The following is a 19,512-nucleotide window of genomic DNA, read 5'->3' on the forward strand; positions in this document are numbered from 1 at the left end:
ATCTCCTTTTACTTAAGCTTCTGCGCATGCGGCGCCTGTACCGATGTTGCGGGCGGCGTCGGCAGCAGTTCCATCCATACGGGGAACTGGGTAACGCGAGCTTGCTGATGATCCAGCCAATTTTGGAACGCATCCTCTCCTTTCTGTTTGCGCCTCTCCTCCGTTATCGTACGATTCTCATGTCCGAGCACCTCCGCGAGATACCAGCCGTTCGCAGCCTGCACCGGATTCGGAAAACACCCCCCCGTTGTCGTTTGAAAGGCCAGCGCGCTAAATGCCGGACTATAATCAACCGCCAGCTCCGACGCCGAACTCCAGTCCCGGGTCATTGCGGCGGCGGTCGCCACCTTCCCTTCGGAGGCTTGGTCGTATAACGCCGAGAAAGCGTTCGTCCCCCAATCGGACGAAACGGCCTCGCGGGCCTCCTCTTCCGATTCGAAGCGGATTAGCCTTAGCTTTACCTGCTCCTGCACGGCCGGGATATCCCCGATAAACGCTTCGCGCAGCTTCCGTCCCATAACTTCCAAGCGATGAACGTCCCGGAACTGTTCCTCGGTCAGCCCATGCCGCGGAACGGGCCGGGGCGTCTCCGACGGCTCCTTCAGCTCCTTCGGTTCCTTCGGCTCCTTCTGCGCCTTGCTGATCTGCCGGTCGATTTCCTCATCGCTTACCGTCAAATTCCGTTTGACGGCCTGCTCCCTGACGACGATCTCCTCCGTCATTCGTTCGAGAACGGTGCCGGCGAAGCCCAGCTTGTATTCCGATTTATCCGGGGAGGGGGCGATGTCGAGCTGCCTCTCCCGCTCGTAGCTCAATCGATGCAGAAATTCGCGGGCCGTAATCGTATGGGAACTCCCGTCTTCCAGCCGAACTTGGGCTACGGGCATCCGCGGCTCGAGCACCTGCGTATGGATCAAATAAATGCCTACGAAGACGTAAGGCGCGATCAGCAAGCAGGCAAACAGAATCCGTAAGCCCATTCGTTTGGCCGGCGACGTGATTTCATAGCGGTCGTATACGTATCGGATCATACGCTTCAATAAAACTGTAACGATAAAGTAACCGGCAATCAGTCCGAGGATCGCCAACAGGAAGAGCGATGGGGAAATCCGGGTGCTTTCGCTCGCCAGCACGATCTCCGCAGCATAGTTGGCGATGAAAGCCAACACCAAAAAGCCGCTAATCAGAGGATAAATCAGTCGTCTCGCCCGGTTTCCATTTTGGCGGCCATCGCTCTTGCCGTTCTGCGTTATTGCGGGAACTTCGCTGCTTGCCGGCGGTTCGGGCCGGAATCGATACCTTAGCGCTTCGGCCAAGTGCTGAGCGGCTGTAACGGTAAAGAAGAGTAGAAATATACCGAGAACAAGTCCGATGAGGATGGCGATCATTTTTTGCCCGGTTAAGTTCGTAATGACGGGAATGAGAAAATAGTTGGATGCGGTTGCTGCCATCAGGCCGGCAAGCCATCCGCTGATCCGAATGCCGGTTTTGAGAAATGCTTTATCCATCTCCGCTTCTCCTTAGGTTGAAATGTCGCGAGTCTGCAATCCATTGCACAATTTGTCGTTTCATCGGTTGCAAGGCTATTCTTCGATAAATTCTAGCATATCGCCCCCCCTTTACGGATCGATTTACTAATATTTAACATAGCCGCGCAAAAAGGCATTGCATCACCGCAGGTGATCCAATGCCTCGCTTCCGCCAGCCTTATCCCAAACAAAAATACGGGCCGCAATGCGATTCGTGCGTCTTCGCGTACGTCCATTTCCATTCGTGATCAACCACGTAGACGTCCTGCTCGTGCTCCAGATCGGCGGCCGTCAGCCCGGCCGCATTCGTAACGAACAGCGCAAATTCGGCATTTTGATAAAAAATATAGCATTTGTCCTTGGCCGCGCAGTCAAACGCCTTGACCGCTAGCTCGTTCTTCATGCAGGTTCTCTTGCCATAGCTGAATACATGCCATAAAAATTGGTCCAAATGGATCCGCTTCTTGTCCTCTTCGCTCAATTCCTTCGCAAAGCAGTACGCCCATCGCTCCCTGAGGCTGACGGCGCTCCCGGGCGCTTCGGCCGCTTCGATCTCCTTCGCCCGCAGCCGGCTTACCAACGCTTCATTCCTCCACTGCCGTACATCGGCGAATAAATACTGTTCGACTTCCCGCTTCGTCTCGCTGCTTGCATGCTCCAGCATCTGCTTCAGCACGCTCGCTTGGTAAGCGACGATCGAGGAATCGACCTGTGCGTTCTCCTCGAAGAAATGTTCGGGATAAAGCGTCTTGTCCTTCTCCGGAACGGAATCGAAATAATCGAAGACGAAGTCGAAGCCTTGGCCGTCCAGCAGTTCGTCAACGACTTCCTCGATGCGCCGGCGACTGATCCGGTCGACGAGAATCACCGGCTTGGAGGCGCACCAATAAGCTCCGTTCAGGCACGCTCCGGTCCTCCCGTAATCCCGGCGCATCGACTCCACGACCGCAAACGTGTAAAAATGGCAAATCCAACGCACGGCATCCGGGAAAGTAACGATTACCGTGACGTGACCGTCCTCTTCGTCCTCGTCCCAGCCTTCCGCATCGATGTGGATATGTCGCTTCTTAGCGTCCATCGTCAGCACCATCCTTTCGCCCTACGCACGATTCTTTCCAATTATTGTACGATTGCAAAGCGGTATTTGTTGCGCTGCGGCATGCGTAAATATTCATTTCATCTACTAAATTTACTTATTTTTGTAACTAATTGCTGATTACGCTTCGTTTTTGCTCATCAAGCTCCGGATCGTTGCCGCAATGGCTTCTTCATGCGGCGTCCACTCGATCGGTCCGATCTCGCGCTCGTACTTTTCTCCGCTAAGCACGAAGGGCTCCTCCGTTAGGTACAGCATCTCGACCACTTCCTTCATGACCGGATTGAACAAGCCTATCAGCGACAGACCGGCTCTTCCGAGCGGCACGACCGCCTTCCGCTTGCCGCTCGCCTCTCGGGCGATGCGCACGATATCCTTCCCCGCGATGACGCCGGAACCGGGAATATGCCAATTTTGTCCGTACGATTCGTCCCTCAGGGCGATATTCACGATCATCCTAACCGCATCGGGCAGGTAGACATACTCGCGCGGGACGGACATATTGCCGATGAAAGCGGTCGGTTTGCCGGCCGCGATCGCTTCCATCGTCACGTTCAAGTAAGAGGCTTGCGCGGACGGCCCATAGTAATCCGGAAGCCGAACGATCAGCGGCTTCGCCCCCGCCCATCGCTGGCTGAAGATCAGCTGCTCGTAGGCGAGCCGAACCTTCCCTTTCCGCGTATGCGGGTTCTTCGGATGCTCCTCGGTCGCCTTGTCCGTCGTCCTTCTGCCATACGGGTAAATGCCGTCCACGACGACGACCTTCGCTCCGATGCGGATGGCCGCTTCCATAACCGATTCCCCGAGCGGCAGCAGCTTCGCCTCCATTTCGTGATAAGGCATGTTTGCGCTGTGGAAGATAACGTCGGCCCCGGCAGCCGCCCTCACGATATCGTCCGGGTTAAAAGCATCGCCCGTAGCAAGCCGCAGCTGCGGCGGAGTGCCCAGCTCCTTCGTCAGGCTTCTCAGCTTGCCCTCCGACCGCCCGAAGGCGATCGTCTCGAACCCCCTTCCCGCCAATTCAGCCGTTAGCGGATTGCCTACTCCGCCCGTCGCGCCCAATACGATTGCCTTTTTCATATTCACCGTCTCCTCGTATTCTTATTATTTATTGATTGATCAATCACTAAATCTGAAAAAAAATAAGTTATCTCTTTATCATTAATTCCGGCATCTCCATCGCCATCGACACGTTGCATAGTTGGCCCCTGGCCAAAAAATCCGTTGTTTTCGCTTCCGCGTCCGGCATTCCGGCTTGGCGGAAAGCCTCCTCCACCAGCTGCTTCACCTGGCTCATCCCCTGCTGCATCGCGGCGCGGATCGGCTCCTCCCGGATCGTCTGCGCCTGCATTTGAAGCAGAATTTCGTTGCGGTGCGCATGCATGATCGCTTCATAAGCGCGGATTAGCCCGATCTCGAGCCCTTCGGGCTCCGTGGTGTCGATTACGCGGCGGAAAGCTTGAATGATGCGCTGCCAGGATACTTGCAAAGACTCCACCAGCAGCGACTCCTTGGTGAAGAATTTGTAGACGTAAGGCTGCGAGATGGCGGCGCGCTCCGCGACTTGGGCGGTCGTGGCCCGGTAGTAGCCGATTTCCGCGAATACGTCGATCGCGGCGGATACGATGTCGGTGCGGCGGTTGACCGAAGCCGAATTGCCTTTTGCCATTGCCTATACCACCTCCCTGATTAACGAATTCTATTATTGATTGACCAATCACTGATTTGAACACATTGTACGACAACCGGTTTTGATTTGCAACCTGCTTTTAACATTACACTTATCAAAAAACGCCAGGATCCGTCAAGACGGCCCACTGCATCATCGGCTTGCCGTCCGCCGTTCCGGTTATCGTCCCAACGAATGCATGCTCGGCGTCCGCGTGGTTCCTGTAGTGCATGTACATTTCCTTCACGATGGCCGAAGTCTTAAGCTCTCCGATTTTGTCTTCGTCGACCCAATGCAATTCGCCTTCGTCGGATTCGGTTAAAGCGGCCTTATCCGTGCTGCCGAAGAAGACGTATTGGATGCGGATTTCCCGATCCTTCCGCCTGATCAACACATACCGCAGAGCAAGCTCGTGAAGATCGGATTCTCGCAGCCCGCTCTCTTCGTAAATTTCCCTCAAGCAAGCTTCCCTCGGGTTTCCGATCTCATGCGGCTCCATATGTCCGCCAAGCGCGGCCCAGAACTCGAAATCCGCGAGCTTGCTCCGTTTCTTTTTTATCATGGCGTAGCAGCCGTCACGGCGTATCCAAGCGACGGCCATTTGTCTGAGCATCATCTTTTTCGCCCCTTCCATCACGCTAAAACTACTTTCGTCAATACTCCGCTTCCCTCCTCTTATCCTTATCGAACGGAGAAGAACCTGGCTAAGCTCGAGGCTTATTTGTATGACCTCTGAGAGAACCTCTCTTTTAATTTCAATAACTGAAACTAAATGCGAAAGAAGGAAGCCTCGCAGGCATATAGTTTCAAATTTTGAAACTACATTCGGCTACATCGGAAGGAGTAGTGCGGAAGATACCGTTTAATTTCAATTATTGAAACAAAATCTGGTGTGAGTGAGGTTTAGAGTGATTTAGTTTCATTTTTTGAAATTAGATCGCCATCTCGCAGCAAAAAATCATCGTCAAAGCCAAATAGAGCCGCCTCTCCGGTCGTTTCACGACCTTTAAGGCAGCCCCATTTAGTGCATGGCTTAACGCCATCGTACCCGCCGCCCCCTACAAGCTCATCGGATTGCCGTTATGATCGATGAATAAAGCCTGGTTCTTCGCTTCCGTCTTCCGCTCGATTAGATTCAGGATGCCTTCCGCGGATACGGCCGCATCGCCCGGCGCCTTCTCGCCGCCCATGTCCGTGCGGATCCAGCCCGGATGCAGCGCGTGCACGAGAATGCCCTGCGGCGCCAGCTCGCGGCGCAGCTGCGCCGAGAACATATTCAGCGCCGCCTTCGAGAGCGCATACGAATAATCGCCGCCGTACGCGCCGGCGAGACTGCCCGCTTCCGAGCTGATATTGATGACGGCCTGATTCTCTCCTCCGCGAAGCAGCGGCAAAAAATGCTTCATCACGATCATCGGGCCGAACAGGTTCGTCTGGAACGACTGCTCGACCTGTTCGAAGTCCAGCTGCTCCAGCTTCTGGTCGCGTCCGAGCAGGATCGCCGCGCTGTTAATGACGGCGTCGATGCCGCCCACGCGGGCGGATGCTTGCTCGCAGGCGTACCTTACCGAATTTTCGTCGGACACGTCGAGCGGCAGAATCGTAACCTGCTCCGGGAATGTTCGGGTCAGCTCCTGCAGCCCTTCCGCGGACGAGCCCGGCCCGCGCACCCCCGCCAGCACCTGATGGCCGCGCGCGCACGCTTCGGCGGCAAGCGCCAGTCCCAAGCCCCGGTTCGCGCCGGTAATTAATATTCGCATGAACGCTGCTCCTCCTGTCTCGCCATGCGCTTTGCCGCGCATTGGCCTATCCTTTTTTTTAGCGATCGCTATTTCTTGTCGTTCTCAAGCAGCTCCAGCATGACCTTTAACGTTGGGAACGTATCCATGTAGGCGTAGCGGCCGCCCGTGTACTCTCCTTTTTGCACGAGCGCCATGCCGTTCTTCTCCATGAGCGCGATTTTTTCCTTCATGCCGTCGATGACGAATGCGATGTGATGCGGACCCTCGCCGTATTGGTTCAGATGGTCCCTCCATGTGCTCGGATGCTCATCGGGCTCGATCAGCTCAAGCTGCAGCGAGCCCATGTCGAAGAACGCAAGCTTCGCCCGCGCGACGGATGCCTCGCCCTTGTATTCCGTTTGCGCCTTGTCCGCCGTATCCGTCCAGAACCAGTTCGGCTTCTCCACGCCGAAGAAATCGGCGTAAGCCTGCGATGTCGCCTCAATATCGTTTACGAGAAGTCCGACTTGCGTAATCGTCCTCGAATTAAGTATATTTTTGTCCATCGTACCTATCCCCTTAGTCGTTAATGGATGAATCCGATCGATTGACATTCCGATGCCAGAGCCTCGCAGTCCATCCTACATCCGCATTCCCCCCTTCAAGCTTCGACCGCCGATGACGGCATGAGCGCGCATCCGCTACTTCGCCTCCACCCTTCGGCAGGAAGCGCGAATGACGAGCTCCGTGCCGACCGCGACCGTGCCGATCGGCTCCGGGCCGTTCTCGATGCTTGAAATCAAGGCGTATGTCAGTTGATCCATCATAGCCGCGAAATCGACCCGGATCGTCGTTAATGCGGGGTTGTAATGGGCGCTGAGCGTATGATCGTCGAAGCCGACGACCGACAGGTCATCAGGTACGCGGATGCCGGCTTTCTGCAGGGCGCGAATCGCCCCGAACGCGACGCTGTCGTTCGCCGCGAAGATCGCCGTCGGCAGCTCCGTGCCCGAAGCGAGCAGCTCCTTCATCGCCTTGCAGCCGCTGGCCTCGTTGAAATCCCCGGGCAAAATCCATTTCGATACGACGGGGAGGCCGTTTCTTGCCATCGCCGCCTGGAACCCCTTCCACTTGGAGGGACCCGAATAGCGCTGCATATCCCCGTTGATCATGCCGATTTTCGTATGACCCAGCCTCGCCAAATAATCGATCGCCTGCCCGACGCCGGTTTCGTTGTCGAAATTGAACACGATCCGGTTCGGCTCGCGATGCCCGGGCCTATGCTGATCGACGATCGCTACGGTGAATCCTTCGGCAATGAGCTCCTCGATGATCGGCTCGTCATTGGCCGCCCCGATGAAGACGCCTCCGTCGATTCGGCGCTGATAGAAGCTTTCCTTCATCATTCGCGCCTCCTCCCCATCCCTCGGATCGCGCACGATATGGGTCAGCACGTAGTAGCCGCGTGAAGAAGCGCTTTCAATGATGCGCGCCAGAAGCATGCTCGAGATCATGTCGCCCGACACCCGGCCGGCATCGATCATGAACAAGCCGATCGTGCGGGCGCGCTTGCCCGCCAGCACCTGGGCGGACAAATTCGGATAGTAGTTGTGCCGCCGAATGACCGACATGACCTTTTCCTTCGTCTTCTCCGGGACATTGGCGTAATTGTTGATGACGCGGCTGACCGTGCTTCTCGACACGCCGGCAAGCCTCGCGATTTCCGTACTGTTGATCTCCTTGCCCAACCGGAGCCCCCTCTCCCGTGAACGCGCGTTTATGCGTAAATGTTACCAACGATCGAAGACCGTGTCAATTCACTTTCTTTCGGTCATGAAGACGATTTTCCATAAAAAAACCTCCTTGCCCCGCGCTCGCCATAAGGTTGGCGAAGCAGAGCAAGAAGGTTTGGCCCCCGGCGCGTCCGGGCGCCGCTCCGCCGCGGGCCGCCCGTCTCCGTGCATGCCAGCGTGACGGTTACTCTCACTTGCGATCACCTATAAAAGCAAAAGATGAATCGAAACTCGAGACGGAAATTTTGTATAATCTTGCATAAGTGATATAGCTTCTTCCGTTTCTCAAAACGTTGGACCGCCTATTCCACCTTCACGGCATGCTTCTGCGCGAGCAGCGACAGCTCGGCCGCCTTGAACGCATGCTCCTGCGTCATCGCGTTCTCGGTGCCGTTCAAGCAATCGAGAACGAGCTGGCCGAAATACGGGAATCCGACCTGGCCGCGCACCTTCAAATGCTGCTCCCCGTCGGCGTTCACCAGATAGAGCTGGTCGCCGTCCTTCTCCCTGGCGATATCGATGTATTTGCGCAGCTCGATATAGCCTTCCGTTCCGAGGATGAGCGTGCGCCCGTCTCCCCAAGTGCCGAGACCGCTCGGCGTAAGCCAGTCGACGCGGAAATAGCCGGTCGCCCCGTTCTCGCCCACGAATGTCATGTCGCCGAAGTCCTCGAGCTCGGGATAATCCTTATTCGCGTAGTTGGCGACCTTGCTGTTCGCGACGCTCGCGTTCCGGTTGCCGGTAAAGAACAGGAACTGCTCCACTTGATGCGAGCCGATGTCGCACAGGATGCCGCCGTACTTCTCCTTCTCGAAAAACCACGCCGGCCGCGAAGGGGCGTTCAGCCGGTGCGGCCCGAGTCCGATCACCTGCACGACCCGCCCGATGGCGCCCTGCTCGATCAGCTGACCGGCATACACGGCGCTCTCGACATGGAGGCGCTCGCTGTAATAGACGGCATACTTCTTGCCGGTTTCCGCATAAGCGGTCCGCGCTTCTTCCAGCTGCTCAAGCGTCGTGAACGGCGCTTTGTCCGTAAAATAATGCTTGCCGCTGCGCATCGCCCGCACGCCGAGCGGCCCGCGCTCGTTCGTGACGGCCGCGGCCGCCACGAGCTGCACCTCGGCATCCGCGAGCACCTGCTCCTCCGATTCCGCGGCGCGAGCCTGCGGATACGTCTTCAGGAACGCTTCGACCCGCTTCGGATCGGGGTCGTATACCCATTTCAACGTCGCGCCCGCTTCCACGAGCCCGTTGCACATGCCGTAAATATGGCCGTGATCCAGACGCATGGCCGCGAACACGAACTGCCCGTCCTCTACCACCTTGTTCGGCTTGCCTTTCGGCGCATATTTCATTCCGTCCGCTTTGCTCATTTCGTCTGCGCCTCCTTATTGTAAACCGAGCTTTCGATACGTTCCTGCAAATACTCGTAAAACAATTCTTCGTCAATCGGCAGGTCGACCCAGTTGTCCGTCCACGTGGACAGCAGCATCGCGTTGGACAGCATCAGCCCCTTGATGCCCTCCTCGCCCGGCGCGATAAGCGGCTCGTCATGCAGAATCGCGTTTACGAAATTTTGCGTAATGCCCTTATGGTCCGGATAGCTGCCTTTGACCGGAATTTCGCATTTCCAGCATTCCGGCTCGCCGAAGCCGCCTTTGAATTGCTTATTGAATTCGCGCTCGGACACGCGCAGGCGCCAGAACGTTAACGTATTGTTCTCGATGACGATTTTGCCGCGGTCGCCGCTGATCTCGAGCCGGTTCGTGCCCGGCGCCTCGCCCGTCGTCGTCACGAATACGCCGGTCGCGCCGTTCTCGTACTCCACGAACGCCGTCACGTCGTCCTCCACCTCGATGTCGCGGTGCTTGCCGAAGTAGCAGAACGCGCGAACCCGCTTCGGCATCATGCTGATCGTCCACTGCCACAGGTCCAGCTGATGCGGATCCTGATTCAGCAGCACGCCGCCGCCTTCGCCGGCCCACGTCGCGCGCCATGTGCCCGAATCATAGTAGCTTTGAGAACGGTACCAACTCGTAATGATCCAATTCGTCCTTCTTACTTCGCCAAGCTCGCCGGCGTCGATCAGCTCCTTCAGCTTCACGTACAGCGGATTCGTGCGCTGATTGTACATCATGCTGAACTTCACGTTCGCCTTGCCGCCCGCTTCGTTCATCTCGCGAACCTGCTTCGTATAGACGCCCGCCGGCTTCTCGCACAAGACGTGAAGTCCGCGCTCGAAGCATGCGATGGCCAGCTCCGGATGGGAGTAATGCGGCGTCGCGATCAGAACGGCGTCCACGAGTCCGGAATCCATCATTTGACGCGGATCCTCGAATACGCCGACCTGCCCGCCGAGCAGCTCCTTCGCCCATTGCAGGCGATCCGGCACGCTGTCGCTGACGGCGGTTACTTCCACGCCCTTCACTTCGCCTTTCGCTATATAGTTCAAATGACCTTTGCCCATGTTGCCGAGCCCGATGACGCCCAAACGAACAACCTTCATTTTTGCTTCGCTCCTTTAGATTGACAGGGATGGAATGGATTGATTTCGTTTCCCGCTTGCCTTAATGGTAGCACTTCATGATCGCGCCGGCTTCATCCGCGTTATCTTGTTTGCGCTTTTATTTGACTGTGATTGGTGTATAATGAGGGTATTTGAAGGGGGAATGACGGACCATGAGCACGCAGCACAAAATCAACTCGCCTTACACCATTACGTCAGCATCCGATTTCAACTTTAAGGTGCCGTACCATACCCACTCCCACTACGAAATTTATTACTTTCACAGCGGCAAAGCGAATTATCTCATTAACGACCGGATCTACGTGCTTGAGCCGGGCGATCTGCTCCTCATGCACGGTATGACGCTGCACCGCGCCCACATCGATCCGAACGTCGCCTACCATCGTACGACGCTTCACTTCGATCCCTACTACTTTCAACAATTCATTCAGTCTTCGTTCGCGGGCGACCTGCTTGCCCCCTTCCGTCAGCTGCAGAACGTTAGGCTCCGCCTCCGCGGCGAGGACCAAGCCGAGGCCGAAGCTTCGCTCGAGAAGCTCGTCCGGCTGTACGACCGCAAGGATTCTTTTTCGCAGCAGCGGTTCCAGGCGCATTTGCTCGACTTGCTTATCTTGATCAATCAGCTGTGCGAGCAGCCGCTTAAAGCGAAAATATCGTTTCCGACCTCCAAGGAACGCCATGTGCAGTCCGTCATTTCGTACTTGGAAGGTCATTACCAAGAGGACATAACGCTGGAGAGCCTTCAAGAGGAGCTTCATCTCAGCAAATATTATTTGGCCAAAACGTTTAAGGAAGTGACGGGCTCGACCATCTTCCAATTTCTGATGCAGCGGCGAATTTATCAGGCGAAGATCGCGCTGATCGGCGAAGACAAGCCGATTACCGACATCGGCTACGAGGTCGGCTTCAAGCATCCTTCCCATTTCAGCCGCGCCTTCAAGCTGCAAACGGCGCTTACCCCCGAGCAATACCGGAAGCAGAACCGGCTGCGTTCCCCGATCCCCCTCTAGCTGCCAATCGTTGCCGTTTCGATTCGGAACGGTTGACCCATTTAGTTGTCAAGCATATTATTGTTATAACAACTAAATTTGCAAAGCAGGTGTTCCCCGTGGAATTAAAGGATACCGTCGGCTATATGATCAGCAGCACGAGCCGAAGGCTGAACCAGCAGCTGCAGCAGCTTTTTCAGGACTACGACGTGTCGCCGGAGCAGTGGTCGCTTCTGATCAGCCTCGACGAGCAGGACGGCATTACCCACAAAGATTTGGCGCAGCGCACGGAGAAGGACCCCGCCAATCTTACCCGCCTCGTCGACCAATTGGAAGGCAAATCGCTCGTGAAGCGAGCGGCGAATCCGAACGACCGCCGTTCGCAGCTTGTTTGCATTACCGATCAAGGGAGGAAGACCGCCCGCACCCTTGCCCCGATCGAAGCCGCGTTCGTCGGACGTCTCCTGCAGGGCACGACGGACGAAGAGATCGAGTCGTTCAAAAGGTTTATGGCGAAAATCAATCATAACGCTAAGCAGCAAGCCTAATCGGCCTCTACCGCGAGCTCATGCATCCAAGAGAGGAAGGATTCACTCATGCAATCGGATAAATTATGGAGCGCCGGTTTCATTAGACTTTGTTTAAGCAGCTTCTTTTTGTTTTTTGGCTTCTATATGCTGGCGACCGCGCTATCGGACTTCGTCACGAACGGGCTCGGGGGCACATCCGCCGAGGCCGGCTTATCCATGACCGTCTTTATTATCGCCGCGGTGCTGCTCCGCCCTTTCGCCGGACGGCTGATGGGAAGATTCGGGGAAAATAAAGTCGTGACGGCTTCGCTGTTCCTGTTCCTCCTATGCTCCGTCGCCTACTTCGGCGTATTCGGCTTCGGCATGCTGCTGCTCGTCCGCTTCCTGCACGGCGGCGCCTTCGCCATTGCGACCACTTCCACAAATACGGCGGCGATCGACCTTATTCCCGAGCGACGCAAAGGGGAAGGCATCAGCTATTTCAGCTTGTTCATGAGCCTGGCGATGGTCATCGGGCCGTTCGTCGGCCTATCGATCACGGCTCATGGCGGCTTCGCGGCCATGTTCGCCACTTGCGCCGCATGCTCGCTTATCGCGTTCGCGCTCGGGGCGTCGTCGATGCGATCGCGCAAGCCGGAACGCGGCGATTCGGCTCCGCAGGAGCGGCGGACGGCGCCCGCCGGCAAGCTGACCTGGAGCGGCATTTTCGAGCGCAAGGCGATTCCGATCGGACTCAGCGGCTTCGTTATTGCCTTCGCCTACAGCGGCATCGTCACGTTCATGTCGGTCTACGCGCACGAGAGGGCGATCGACCAATACGCCAGCTATTTCTTCGTCTGCTTCGGCATCATGATCGTGCTGCCAAGGCCGCTAATCGGCAAGCTGCTCGACCGCGTCGGCGAGCATGTCATCGTATACCCGAGCATCGCGATCTTCGCCGCGGGCATGCTGCTTCTAAGTCTGGCAAGCACCCCGGCCATGCTGCTCGCCGCGGGCGCCGTTATCGGCCTCGGCTACGGCGCGCTGCTGCCCTGCTTCCAGACGATCGCGGTGCTCGCTTCGCCGGAGCACAGGCGCGGGCTTGCGATCGCGACGTTCTACGTGCTGTTCGACCTCGGCTACGGGATCGGCTCGTTCGCGCTCGGATCGATAGCTTCCGGCATCGGCTACAGCCGAATGTACATCGTATGCTCGGTCGTTATCGCCTTATCCGCCGTTCTCTACTTCGCGCTTCATCATAGACGGAAACGTGCGGCCGCGGCCGCGGGCGAGACGGCATACGCCTCCTCTTAAGGACGGCGCGACCGCTGTTCTTGAACGGGCAGCGTAATTTCGACGACCGTCCCTTCGCCGGCCTTGCTGCTAATGCCAAGCGTACCGCGATGCGCTTCGATAATGCGCGAGCTGATCATGAGGCCGAGTCCGGTTCCTTTCTCTTTCGTCGTGACGAACGGCTCTCCGATTTTTTTGATCAGCTCTTGCGAAATGCCGGGTCCCCCGTCCTTGATGCGAATCCGCACGCTGCCGTCCTTATGTACGCACGCGCTTATTTCGACGAGTCCTCCGCCCGGCATCGCCTCGATCGCGTTTTTGATCACGTTCAAGAACACCTGCTTCAGCTGATTCTCGCTGCAGTGCACCTGCGGCAGCGGCCGCTCCAGACTAACCGTGATTTCGACGTTCAGCAGAATGGCCTGCGTTTCCAATATCGCGATGACGCTTCTCAGGATCGGCTCGAGCTGTGCGGTCGTAAATTGCGTATAATGCGGCTTAGCCAGCGTCATGAACTCGTTCACGATCAGCGTAATCCGATCGATTTCATTGGCCATAATTTCGAAATAATGAGGCCGTTCCGGATATTTGGCGCTGAGCAGCTGCGTAAAGCCCTTAAGCGCGGTAAGCGGATTGCGGATTTCATGGGCAACGCCCGCCGCAAGCTGACCGATCGCCGACAGCTTCTCCGAGCGAACGAGCACTTCCTCCGATCGCTTGCGCTCGGTAAGATCTCGGATGACGCTGAGCATGACATCCTTGCCCATATAATCGCTAATGCGGATGCTGGACATCTCCACGTCGAGAAAGCGGCCGTTGGGGCATATGAGCACCAGCTCCTGATAAGGCGTCGGATCGTCCGACTGCATGACCTGCACCATCGCTTCGATCGTCTGCGCATGCTGGCTCGTATGGATAAAATCAAGCAGGCTCCGGCCGACGACCTGCGCTTCCTCGCACGCCCCGACCATCTGCATCGCCAGCTTGTTCGCGTAGACGATCAGCCCTTGATCGGTGACGATGATCGGCTCCGGCACGAACTTGATCATCTTCTGGTACAGCTTGGCGCTGTCGCGCAGCTTTCGTTCCTGCTCGTACTTGAACGTGACGTCCTGCAGCGTGCCGAGCAGCGACATCCGCCCGTCGAGCATAATTATGGAGCTGTTGCCCTCCATAAAAATCGTGCTTCCGTCCCTTTTTCTGCCACGGCATTTGATCGGGAACTGCTTCTGGCCGTGAACCAGTCCGTCTATAACTTTCGACTTGATCCGTTCGACGTCATCCGGCTCGATTAGATCTTGCGGCGTCAAAGCCAGTAATTCATCCACCGTATAGCCGTACATTTCCGCCAAATACGGATTGGCATAGACGATGTTGTCGTCCTGCCCGACGAATACGCCCGCCACGACGCTCTCCATCAAGCTTTTGTACAAATAATCCTTTTCATTCAGCGACTCCTCCATCCGCTTCCGATCGGATATGTCCCGGATAATAAGCTGTACAGCCGGCTTGCCGTCGTATTTGATTGCAACCGCTCTCAATTCAACATCGACGGCTGCATGATCGAGACGGAGCAGCTTCTTCTGCACGAAGTTCGTCGACCCGCCCTCCCGCACCAGATAGCGGATCTGAATCGGCAGCTCGTCCGAAAAATCCGGATGAATGAACCGTTGGATGCCGAGTCCGATCATATCCTCCGGCTTATCGGCATGTAGCAGCCTAAGCGCCGAAGCGTTGGCAAAAACGATACGGTCGTCTATGCATACGATTAGCGCGTCGGGCAGCACGTCGACGAGGTACTGATACCTCTCTTCGCTTTCTCTTAATTGGGCTTCGTTATACATGGTCGACATCCTGCTTCCCACCTCACCGTGATCAACACAACTCTTTTCTTATGTTCAACGTCCTAAGCGATCTTCCTGCAACAATTCAGCCTTTTTCGGCAAAAAACATGAAGTGTCATGGGCAATTCATCGTATATGCCTCATTATTTTGAATTAAATGTCAGAAATATCATAAACTGAGCGACGTAATTTCCCTTTGAAAGACCAAAGACCTGAGCCGATAAGGCCGGAAAATAAAAAAACTGCCCTTCCGGACCGATTGTCGGCGGAAGGACAGTGTAGGTATTTATGCGATTCGTTAGCCCTGCAGCAGCAGCTGCTCCGGATCTTCGAGAAGCTCTTTCACCGTAACGAGGAAGCGGACCGCTTCGCTGCCGTCTACGATACGATGGTCGTAAGACAGCGCAATGTACATCATTGGACGGTTCTCCATGCGCTCGTCGTCGATCGCGACCGGACGCACCTGGATTTTGTGCATGCCGAGGATGCCGACTTGAGGCGTGTTAAGAATCGGCGTCGATAGCAGGGAGCCGAATACGCCGCCGTTCGTGATCGTGAAGCTGCCGCCTTGAAGGTCGCCGATCGACAGCGTGTTCGCTCTCGCTTTGGTCGCGAGATCGACGATGCTTTTCTCGATTTCGGCGAAGCTGAGGCGGTCGGCGTCGCGGACGACCGGCACGACAAGCCCTTCCTTCGCGGATACGGCGATGCCGATATCGTAAAACTTTTTGACGATGATGTCTTCGCCTTCGATTTCCGCGTTAAGCAGAGGGAAAGCCTTCAACGCTCCGACGACCGCCTTCGTGAAGAAAGACATGAAGCCGAGGTTGACGTCGTTCTTCTCGAAGAACGACTGCTTGCGGCGCTTGCGAAGGTCCAGGATCGCGGTCATGTCGACTTCGTTGAACGTCGTCAGCATCGCTGCCGTACGCTGCGCCTCTACGAGGCGGTTCGCGATCGTTATGCGGCGGCGGGACATGCGCTTGCGCTCCGTCGGCTTCGCGTTAGGCGATGCGGCGGCCGGCTCGGCTTGCGTAAGCGGGGCCGAGGATACGGGCGTTGCGACCGCGGGCGCCGGTGCTGCGGCAGGCGCTTGTCCGGCTGCCTGCGCAAGATCGATGCCTTGCTCGCGGGCGCGCTTGCGCGCCGCGGGCGATGCGTTGATGACGGGCGCCGCAGCCGCGGCCGGCGCGGAAGGCGGCGCTGCGGGAGCAGCGGACGCAGGTGCAGGCGCCGGGTCTGCAGCCGGTGCGGGAGCTGCCGGCGCCGGGGATTCCGGCGCTGCAGGAGCGGACGCTCCGCCTGCCGGGGCGTCGCCGATCGAGCCGATCGCTTCGCCGACGAGCACGACCTCGCCGTCCTGCTTGGCAATGCGGGAGATTACGCCGCTGTTATCGGCGCTGATCTCGATATTGACTTTATCCGTTTCAAGCTCCAGCAGAACATCTCCTTGATTGACGGAGTCGCCTTCTTTTACAAACCATTTCGTAATCGTGCCTTCGGATATGGATTCGCCTAGTTCCGGTACGATAATTTCAGCCATGTTCGTCACTACCCCCTAATCAAAGTCGATTCGACCGGTTTGCCGTTCAAAGCGGTCGAAATAATCCATTTTTGTTCCGCGGCGTGCACTTCTTGATGGCCGCTCGCCGTACTCGAACGGTCGGGTCTGCCTACATAACGAACCGCCGCCTTCTTAGGCGCTAGCGCGCGAAGGCGCGGCTCCATGAAGAACCAGGAGCCCATGTTCTTCGGCTCTTCCTGTACCCATACGATCTCTTCCAGCTTGTCGAACTGCTTCACGATGCGCTCGACTTCGGCATGCGGGAACGGATACAGCTGCTCGACCCTCGCTACGCGGAGCCATTCGTAATCTTCCGCGTTCGAGGACGCCAGCGCCTCGTCGATATCGATCGCCATCTTGCCCGTAGCCAGGATCAGGCGCTTTACTTTATCCTTCCGCTCCTTCGGCTCGGTCAGGCTGAATTGCGGCAGCACGGGCTTGAAGGAGCCTTCGCTGAATTCTACGCCGTGCGAAGCGACGCGCGGATTGCGGATCAGGCTCTTAGGCGCCATCAGCACGAGCGGACGGGCATGCTCCGTGCCGAGGATCGACGCCTGCTTGCGGAGCAGGTGGAAATATTGCGCGGACGAGGTCAAGTTCGCGACCGTCCAGTTGTTGTCCGCCGATAGCTGCAGGAAGCGCTCCAATCTCGCGCTGGAATGCTCCGGCCCTTGGCCTTCGTACCCGTGCGGCAGCAGGATGACGATGCCCGACTTCTGCGACCACTTCGCGCGGCCGGCCGAAATGAACTGGTCGAAGATGACCTGCGCCACGTTGGCGAAATCGCCGTACTGCGCCTCCCAGATGACGAACGTCTCCGGCGCGAACACGTTGTAGCCGTATTCGAAGCCGAGAACGGCGGTCTCCGACAGCGGGCTGTTATGGACAGCGAAGGAGGCCTTCGCCTGCGGCAGCATGTGCAGCGGCGAAAATTTCTTGGCGTTGGCATAATCGTTCAGCATGATATGGCGATGCGCGAACGTGCCGCGCTCGGAATCCTGGCCGCTGAGCCTGATCGGGGTGCCGTCGGCCAGAATCGTCGCGAACGCCAGCGTCTCCGCATGCGCCCAGTCCACCTTCTCGCCGTCGCCAAGCGCCGTAGCCCTGCGCTGCAGAATGCGCTGCAGCTTGGAATATTCCGTGAAGCCTTCCGGACGGTTAAGCAGCTCGAGATTGATCTCGCGCAGCGTCTCGAGAGGAACCGCCGTGCGGGATTCCTCCGTCTCCGGAGCGATCTGCCCGTGCTCGGCGCGGACGTGCTGCTCGCCCTCCTTCGCTTTCATCGCGTCGTAAGCGGCTTGAAGCTTGCCGTTCGTGCGCTGGCGCAGCTCCTCGATCTGCTCGTCCGTAGCCGCCCTCGCTCCTTTAAGCTGCTCGGCGTAAAGCGTCGCCACCGTCGGATGATTGCGAACCTTCGCGTACATGAGCGGCTGCGTCACGTCCGGATCGTCCATTTCGTTGTGGCCGAAGCGGCGGTAGCCGATCAGGTCGATGACGAAGCCCTTGTTGAAGCGAAGCCGGTATTCGCAAGCGAGACGTACGGCCGCGAGACAAGCTTCCGGCTCGTCGGCGTTGACGTGGACGATCGGAAGGTCGAAGCCTTTGGCCAGGTCGCTCGCGTAGTGCGTCGAACGGGAATCGACGCTATTCGTCGTGAAGCCGAGACGGTTGTTGGCGATAATGTGAATCGTGCCGCCGTTGCGATAGCCCTGCAGCTTATTGAAGTTAAGCGTCTCGGCCACGATGCCTTCGCCGATGAACGCCGCGTCGCCGTGAATGCAGATCGTAACGGCTTTCGCCAAATCCTGCTCCGGCATGCCCGGCTTCGTCCGGTCCTCCTGCGCGGCGCGGGTGAAGCCCTCGACGACCGGATTGACGAATTCAAGATGGCTCGGGTTGTTCGCGAGCGTTAGGCGCGCGCGAACGGTTTCGCCTTCCTTCACGGCGCGGTCGGCGCCGAGGTGGTACTTCACGTCGCCCGTCCAGCCGTAGTTGATGCCCATGGAGCCTTCCGACGGGATCAGCTCTTTGTTCGGCGCGTGATGGAACTCGGAGAAAATTTTCTCGTACGGCTTGCCAAGAACATGCGTCAGCACGTTCAAACGGCCGCGATGCGCCATCCCCATGAGGATGTGGCTCGCCCCGTCATGCGCGACGGCGCGGACGATTTCGTCCAGTACCGGCACCAGCATGTCGACGCCTTCGATGGAGAAGCGCTTCTGCCCGACGAACGTGCGATGGAGGAAATTTTCGAAAAATTCGACTTCCATGAGCCGCTCAAGCAGCGCGGTGCGCTCCCTTGCCGACAGCGGCGCGGGGAAGGAGCCCGATTCCGCCTGCTTTTGCAGCCAGTTGCGTTCGTTCTCGTCATGGATATGGGTAAATTCATAAGCGGCGGAACGGGAATAAATTTCCCTCAGCCTTGCGATCGCGTCCCAGCCGTTGCTTACGGATGCAGGCGCGTTATCCCAAATAAGCGACGCCGGAATCGACGCCAGATCGGCCTGCGTAAGGCCGAAGGTTTCCGGTTCGAGCAGCTTCGTATCGGATGGCTGGCTTAAGCCGAGCGGATCGATATCCGCGGCTAAATGGCCGTATCTGCGAATGTTCAGCATAAGCTGATGCGCAGCCACGACCTTCTTCAACATATTCGAATCGATTGGACCCGGCGCGGCGGCTTCCGTCCTCCGCTCGCGCGATTGGACCGCCGTGCCTGCAGCCGCTCCAAGCTCCGCCGCAGGAGGTGCGCCGAACCGGACAAACAGTTCGCGCAGCGAAGTTTCGACCGATTCCGGCTCGGCCAGGAAACGTTCGTATTGCTCCTGCACATACCCAAGGTTGGGGCCGTAGTAGCTTTGCCAAGGCGAATAGTTTCGCTCATCATGGATGCTCATTGCAGAAAATTCCACCCTCTCTATTCATTGCAATCCTATTATTTTCTAAGGCGAACACGACCATACATGCCGCCGGCTTAC

Annotated in this window: 16 protein-coding genes; 3 read left to right on the forward strand and 13 right to left on the reverse strand. The window is 57.3% G+C overall.

Annotated elements, in window-relative coordinates:
- Window positions 1-8: 8 nt before the first annotated feature.
- From IDH41_RS03655 to IDH41_RS03700, 10 genes are all read right to left on the reverse strand, one after another.
- A complete protein-coding gene (locus IDH41_RS03655) occupies window positions 9-1,508 on the reverse strand; it encodes a SurA N-terminal domain-containing protein (protein ID WP_190858387.1) in 1,500 nt (499 codons plus the stop codon).
- Between the two features lie 199 nt (window positions 1,509-1,707).
- Complete coding sequence (locus IDH41_RS31175) at window positions 1,708-2,607, reverse strand: DUF4275 family protein (protein WP_223829417.1); 900 nt, start codon at window positions 2,605-2,607, stop codon at window positions 1,708-1,710.
- A gap of 138 nt (window positions 2,608-2,745) precedes the next feature.
- Complete coding sequence (locus IDH41_RS03665; RefSeq protein WP_190858388.1) at window positions 2,746-3,705, reverse strand: NAD-dependent epimerase/dehydratase family protein; 960 nt, start codon at window positions 3,703-3,705, stop codon at window positions 2,746-2,748.
- 67 nt (window positions 3,706-3,772) lie between these two features.
- Entirely contained in the window at window positions 3,773-4,294 is a 522-nt protein-coding gene (locus IDH41_RS03670) for a TetR/AcrR family transcriptional regulator (protein WP_190858389.1), read from the reverse strand.
- 115 nt (window positions 4,295-4,409) lie between these two features.
- Window positions 4,410-4,910, reverse strand: coding sequence for an NUDIX domain-containing protein (locus IDH41_RS03675; RefSeq protein WP_190858391.1), 501 nt, complete (start codon window positions 4,908-4,910; stop codon window positions 4,410-4,412).
- Window positions 4,911-5,352: 442 nt separating this feature from the next.
- Window positions 5,353-6,054, reverse strand: coding sequence for an SDR family oxidoreductase (locus IDH41_RS03680; protein ID WP_190858392.1), 702 nt, complete (start codon window positions 6,052-6,054; stop codon window positions 5,353-5,355).
- A 68-nt stretch (window positions 6,055-6,122) separates the two neighbouring features.
- Complete coding sequence (locus tag IDH41_RS03685; RefSeq protein WP_190858393.1) at window positions 6,123-6,581, reverse strand: VOC family protein; 459 nt, start codon at window positions 6,579-6,581, stop codon at window positions 6,123-6,125.
- Between the two features lie 135 nt (window positions 6,582-6,716).
- Window positions 6,717-7,763, reverse strand: a complete 1,047-nt coding sequence (locus tag IDH41_RS03690) for a LacI family DNA-binding transcriptional regulator (RefSeq protein ID WP_190858395.1) — start codon at window positions 7,761-7,763, stop codon at window positions 6,717-6,719.
- A 347-nt stretch (window positions 7,764-8,110) separates the two neighbouring features.
- Window positions 8,111-9,184: a Gfo/Idh/MocA family protein gene (locus IDH41_RS03695; RefSeq protein WP_190858397.1), complete on the reverse strand. Its 1,074-nt coding sequence runs from the start codon at window positions 9,182-9,184 to the stop codon at window positions 8,111-8,113.
- Window positions 9,181-10,317, reverse strand: a complete 1,137-nt coding sequence (locus tag IDH41_RS03700) for a Gfo/Idh/MocA family protein (RefSeq protein ID WP_190858398.1) — start codon at window positions 10,315-10,317, stop codon at window positions 9,181-9,183. Before IDH41_RS03700 ends, IDH41_RS03695 begins: the two co-directional genes overlap by 4 nt.
- Before the next feature lie 173 nt (window positions 10,318-10,490).
- On the opposite strand from IDH41_RS03700, the gene IDH41_RS03705 reads away from it, so the two are divergent.
- The 3 genes from IDH41_RS03705 (at window position 10,491) to IDH41_RS03715 (ending at window position 13,150) form a co-directional block, all read left to right on the forward strand.
- Window positions 10,491-11,348: a helix-turn-helix transcriptional regulator gene (locus IDH41_RS03705; RefSeq protein WP_190858399.1), complete on the forward strand. Its 858-nt coding sequence runs from the start codon at window positions 10,491-10,493 to the stop codon at window positions 11,346-11,348.
- Between the two features lie 98 nt (window positions 11,349-11,446).
- Window positions 11,447-11,875, forward strand: a complete 429-nt coding sequence (locus IDH41_RS03710; RefSeq protein ID WP_190858401.1) for a MarR family winged helix-turn-helix transcriptional regulator — start codon at window positions 11,447-11,449, stop codon at window positions 11,873-11,875.
- 48 nt (window positions 11,876-11,923) lie between these two features.
- The gene (locus IDH41_RS03715; RefSeq protein ID WP_190858403.1) at window positions 11,924-13,150 is read left to right on the forward strand and encodes an MFS transporter; all 1,227 of its coding nucleotides are present in this window, start codon (window positions 11,924-11,926) and stop codon (window positions 13,148-13,150) included.
- On the opposite strand, the gene IDH41_RS03720 is transcribed toward IDH41_RS03715, so the two are convergent.
- The 3 genes from IDH41_RS03720 to IDH41_RS03730 all read right to left on the reverse strand — a co-directional run bounded on the left by IDH41_RS03720 (window position 13,147) and on the right by IDH41_RS03730 (window position 19,431).
- Entirely contained in the window at window positions 13,147-14,982 is a 1,836-nt protein-coding gene (locus tag IDH41_RS03720) for a PAS domain-containing sensor histidine kinase (RefSeq protein ID WP_190858404.1), read from the reverse strand. The genes IDH41_RS03715 and IDH41_RS03720 overlap by 4 nt on opposite strands.
- A gap of 289 nt (window positions 14,983-15,271) precedes the next feature.
- Window positions 15,272-16,516: a 2-oxoglutarate dehydrogenase complex dihydrolipoyllysine-residue succinyltransferase gene (gene odhB / locus IDH41_RS03725; protein ID WP_190858406.1), complete on the reverse strand. Its 1,245-nt coding sequence runs from the start codon at window positions 16,514-16,516 to the stop codon at window positions 15,272-15,274.
- An 8-nt stretch (window positions 16,517-16,524) separates the two neighbouring features.
- Entirely contained in the window at window positions 16,525-19,431 is a 2,907-nt protein-coding gene (locus IDH41_RS03730) for a 2-oxoglutarate dehydrogenase E1 component (protein ID WP_190858407.1), read from the reverse strand.
- Window positions 19,432-19,512: the final 81 nt, after the last annotated feature.

It is taken from the genome of Paenibacillus arenilitoris (assembly GCF_014705655.1).
Taxonomy (GTDB): Bacteria; Bacillota; Bacilli; order Paenibacillales; family Paenibacillaceae; genus Pristimantibacillus; species Pristimantibacillus arenilitoris.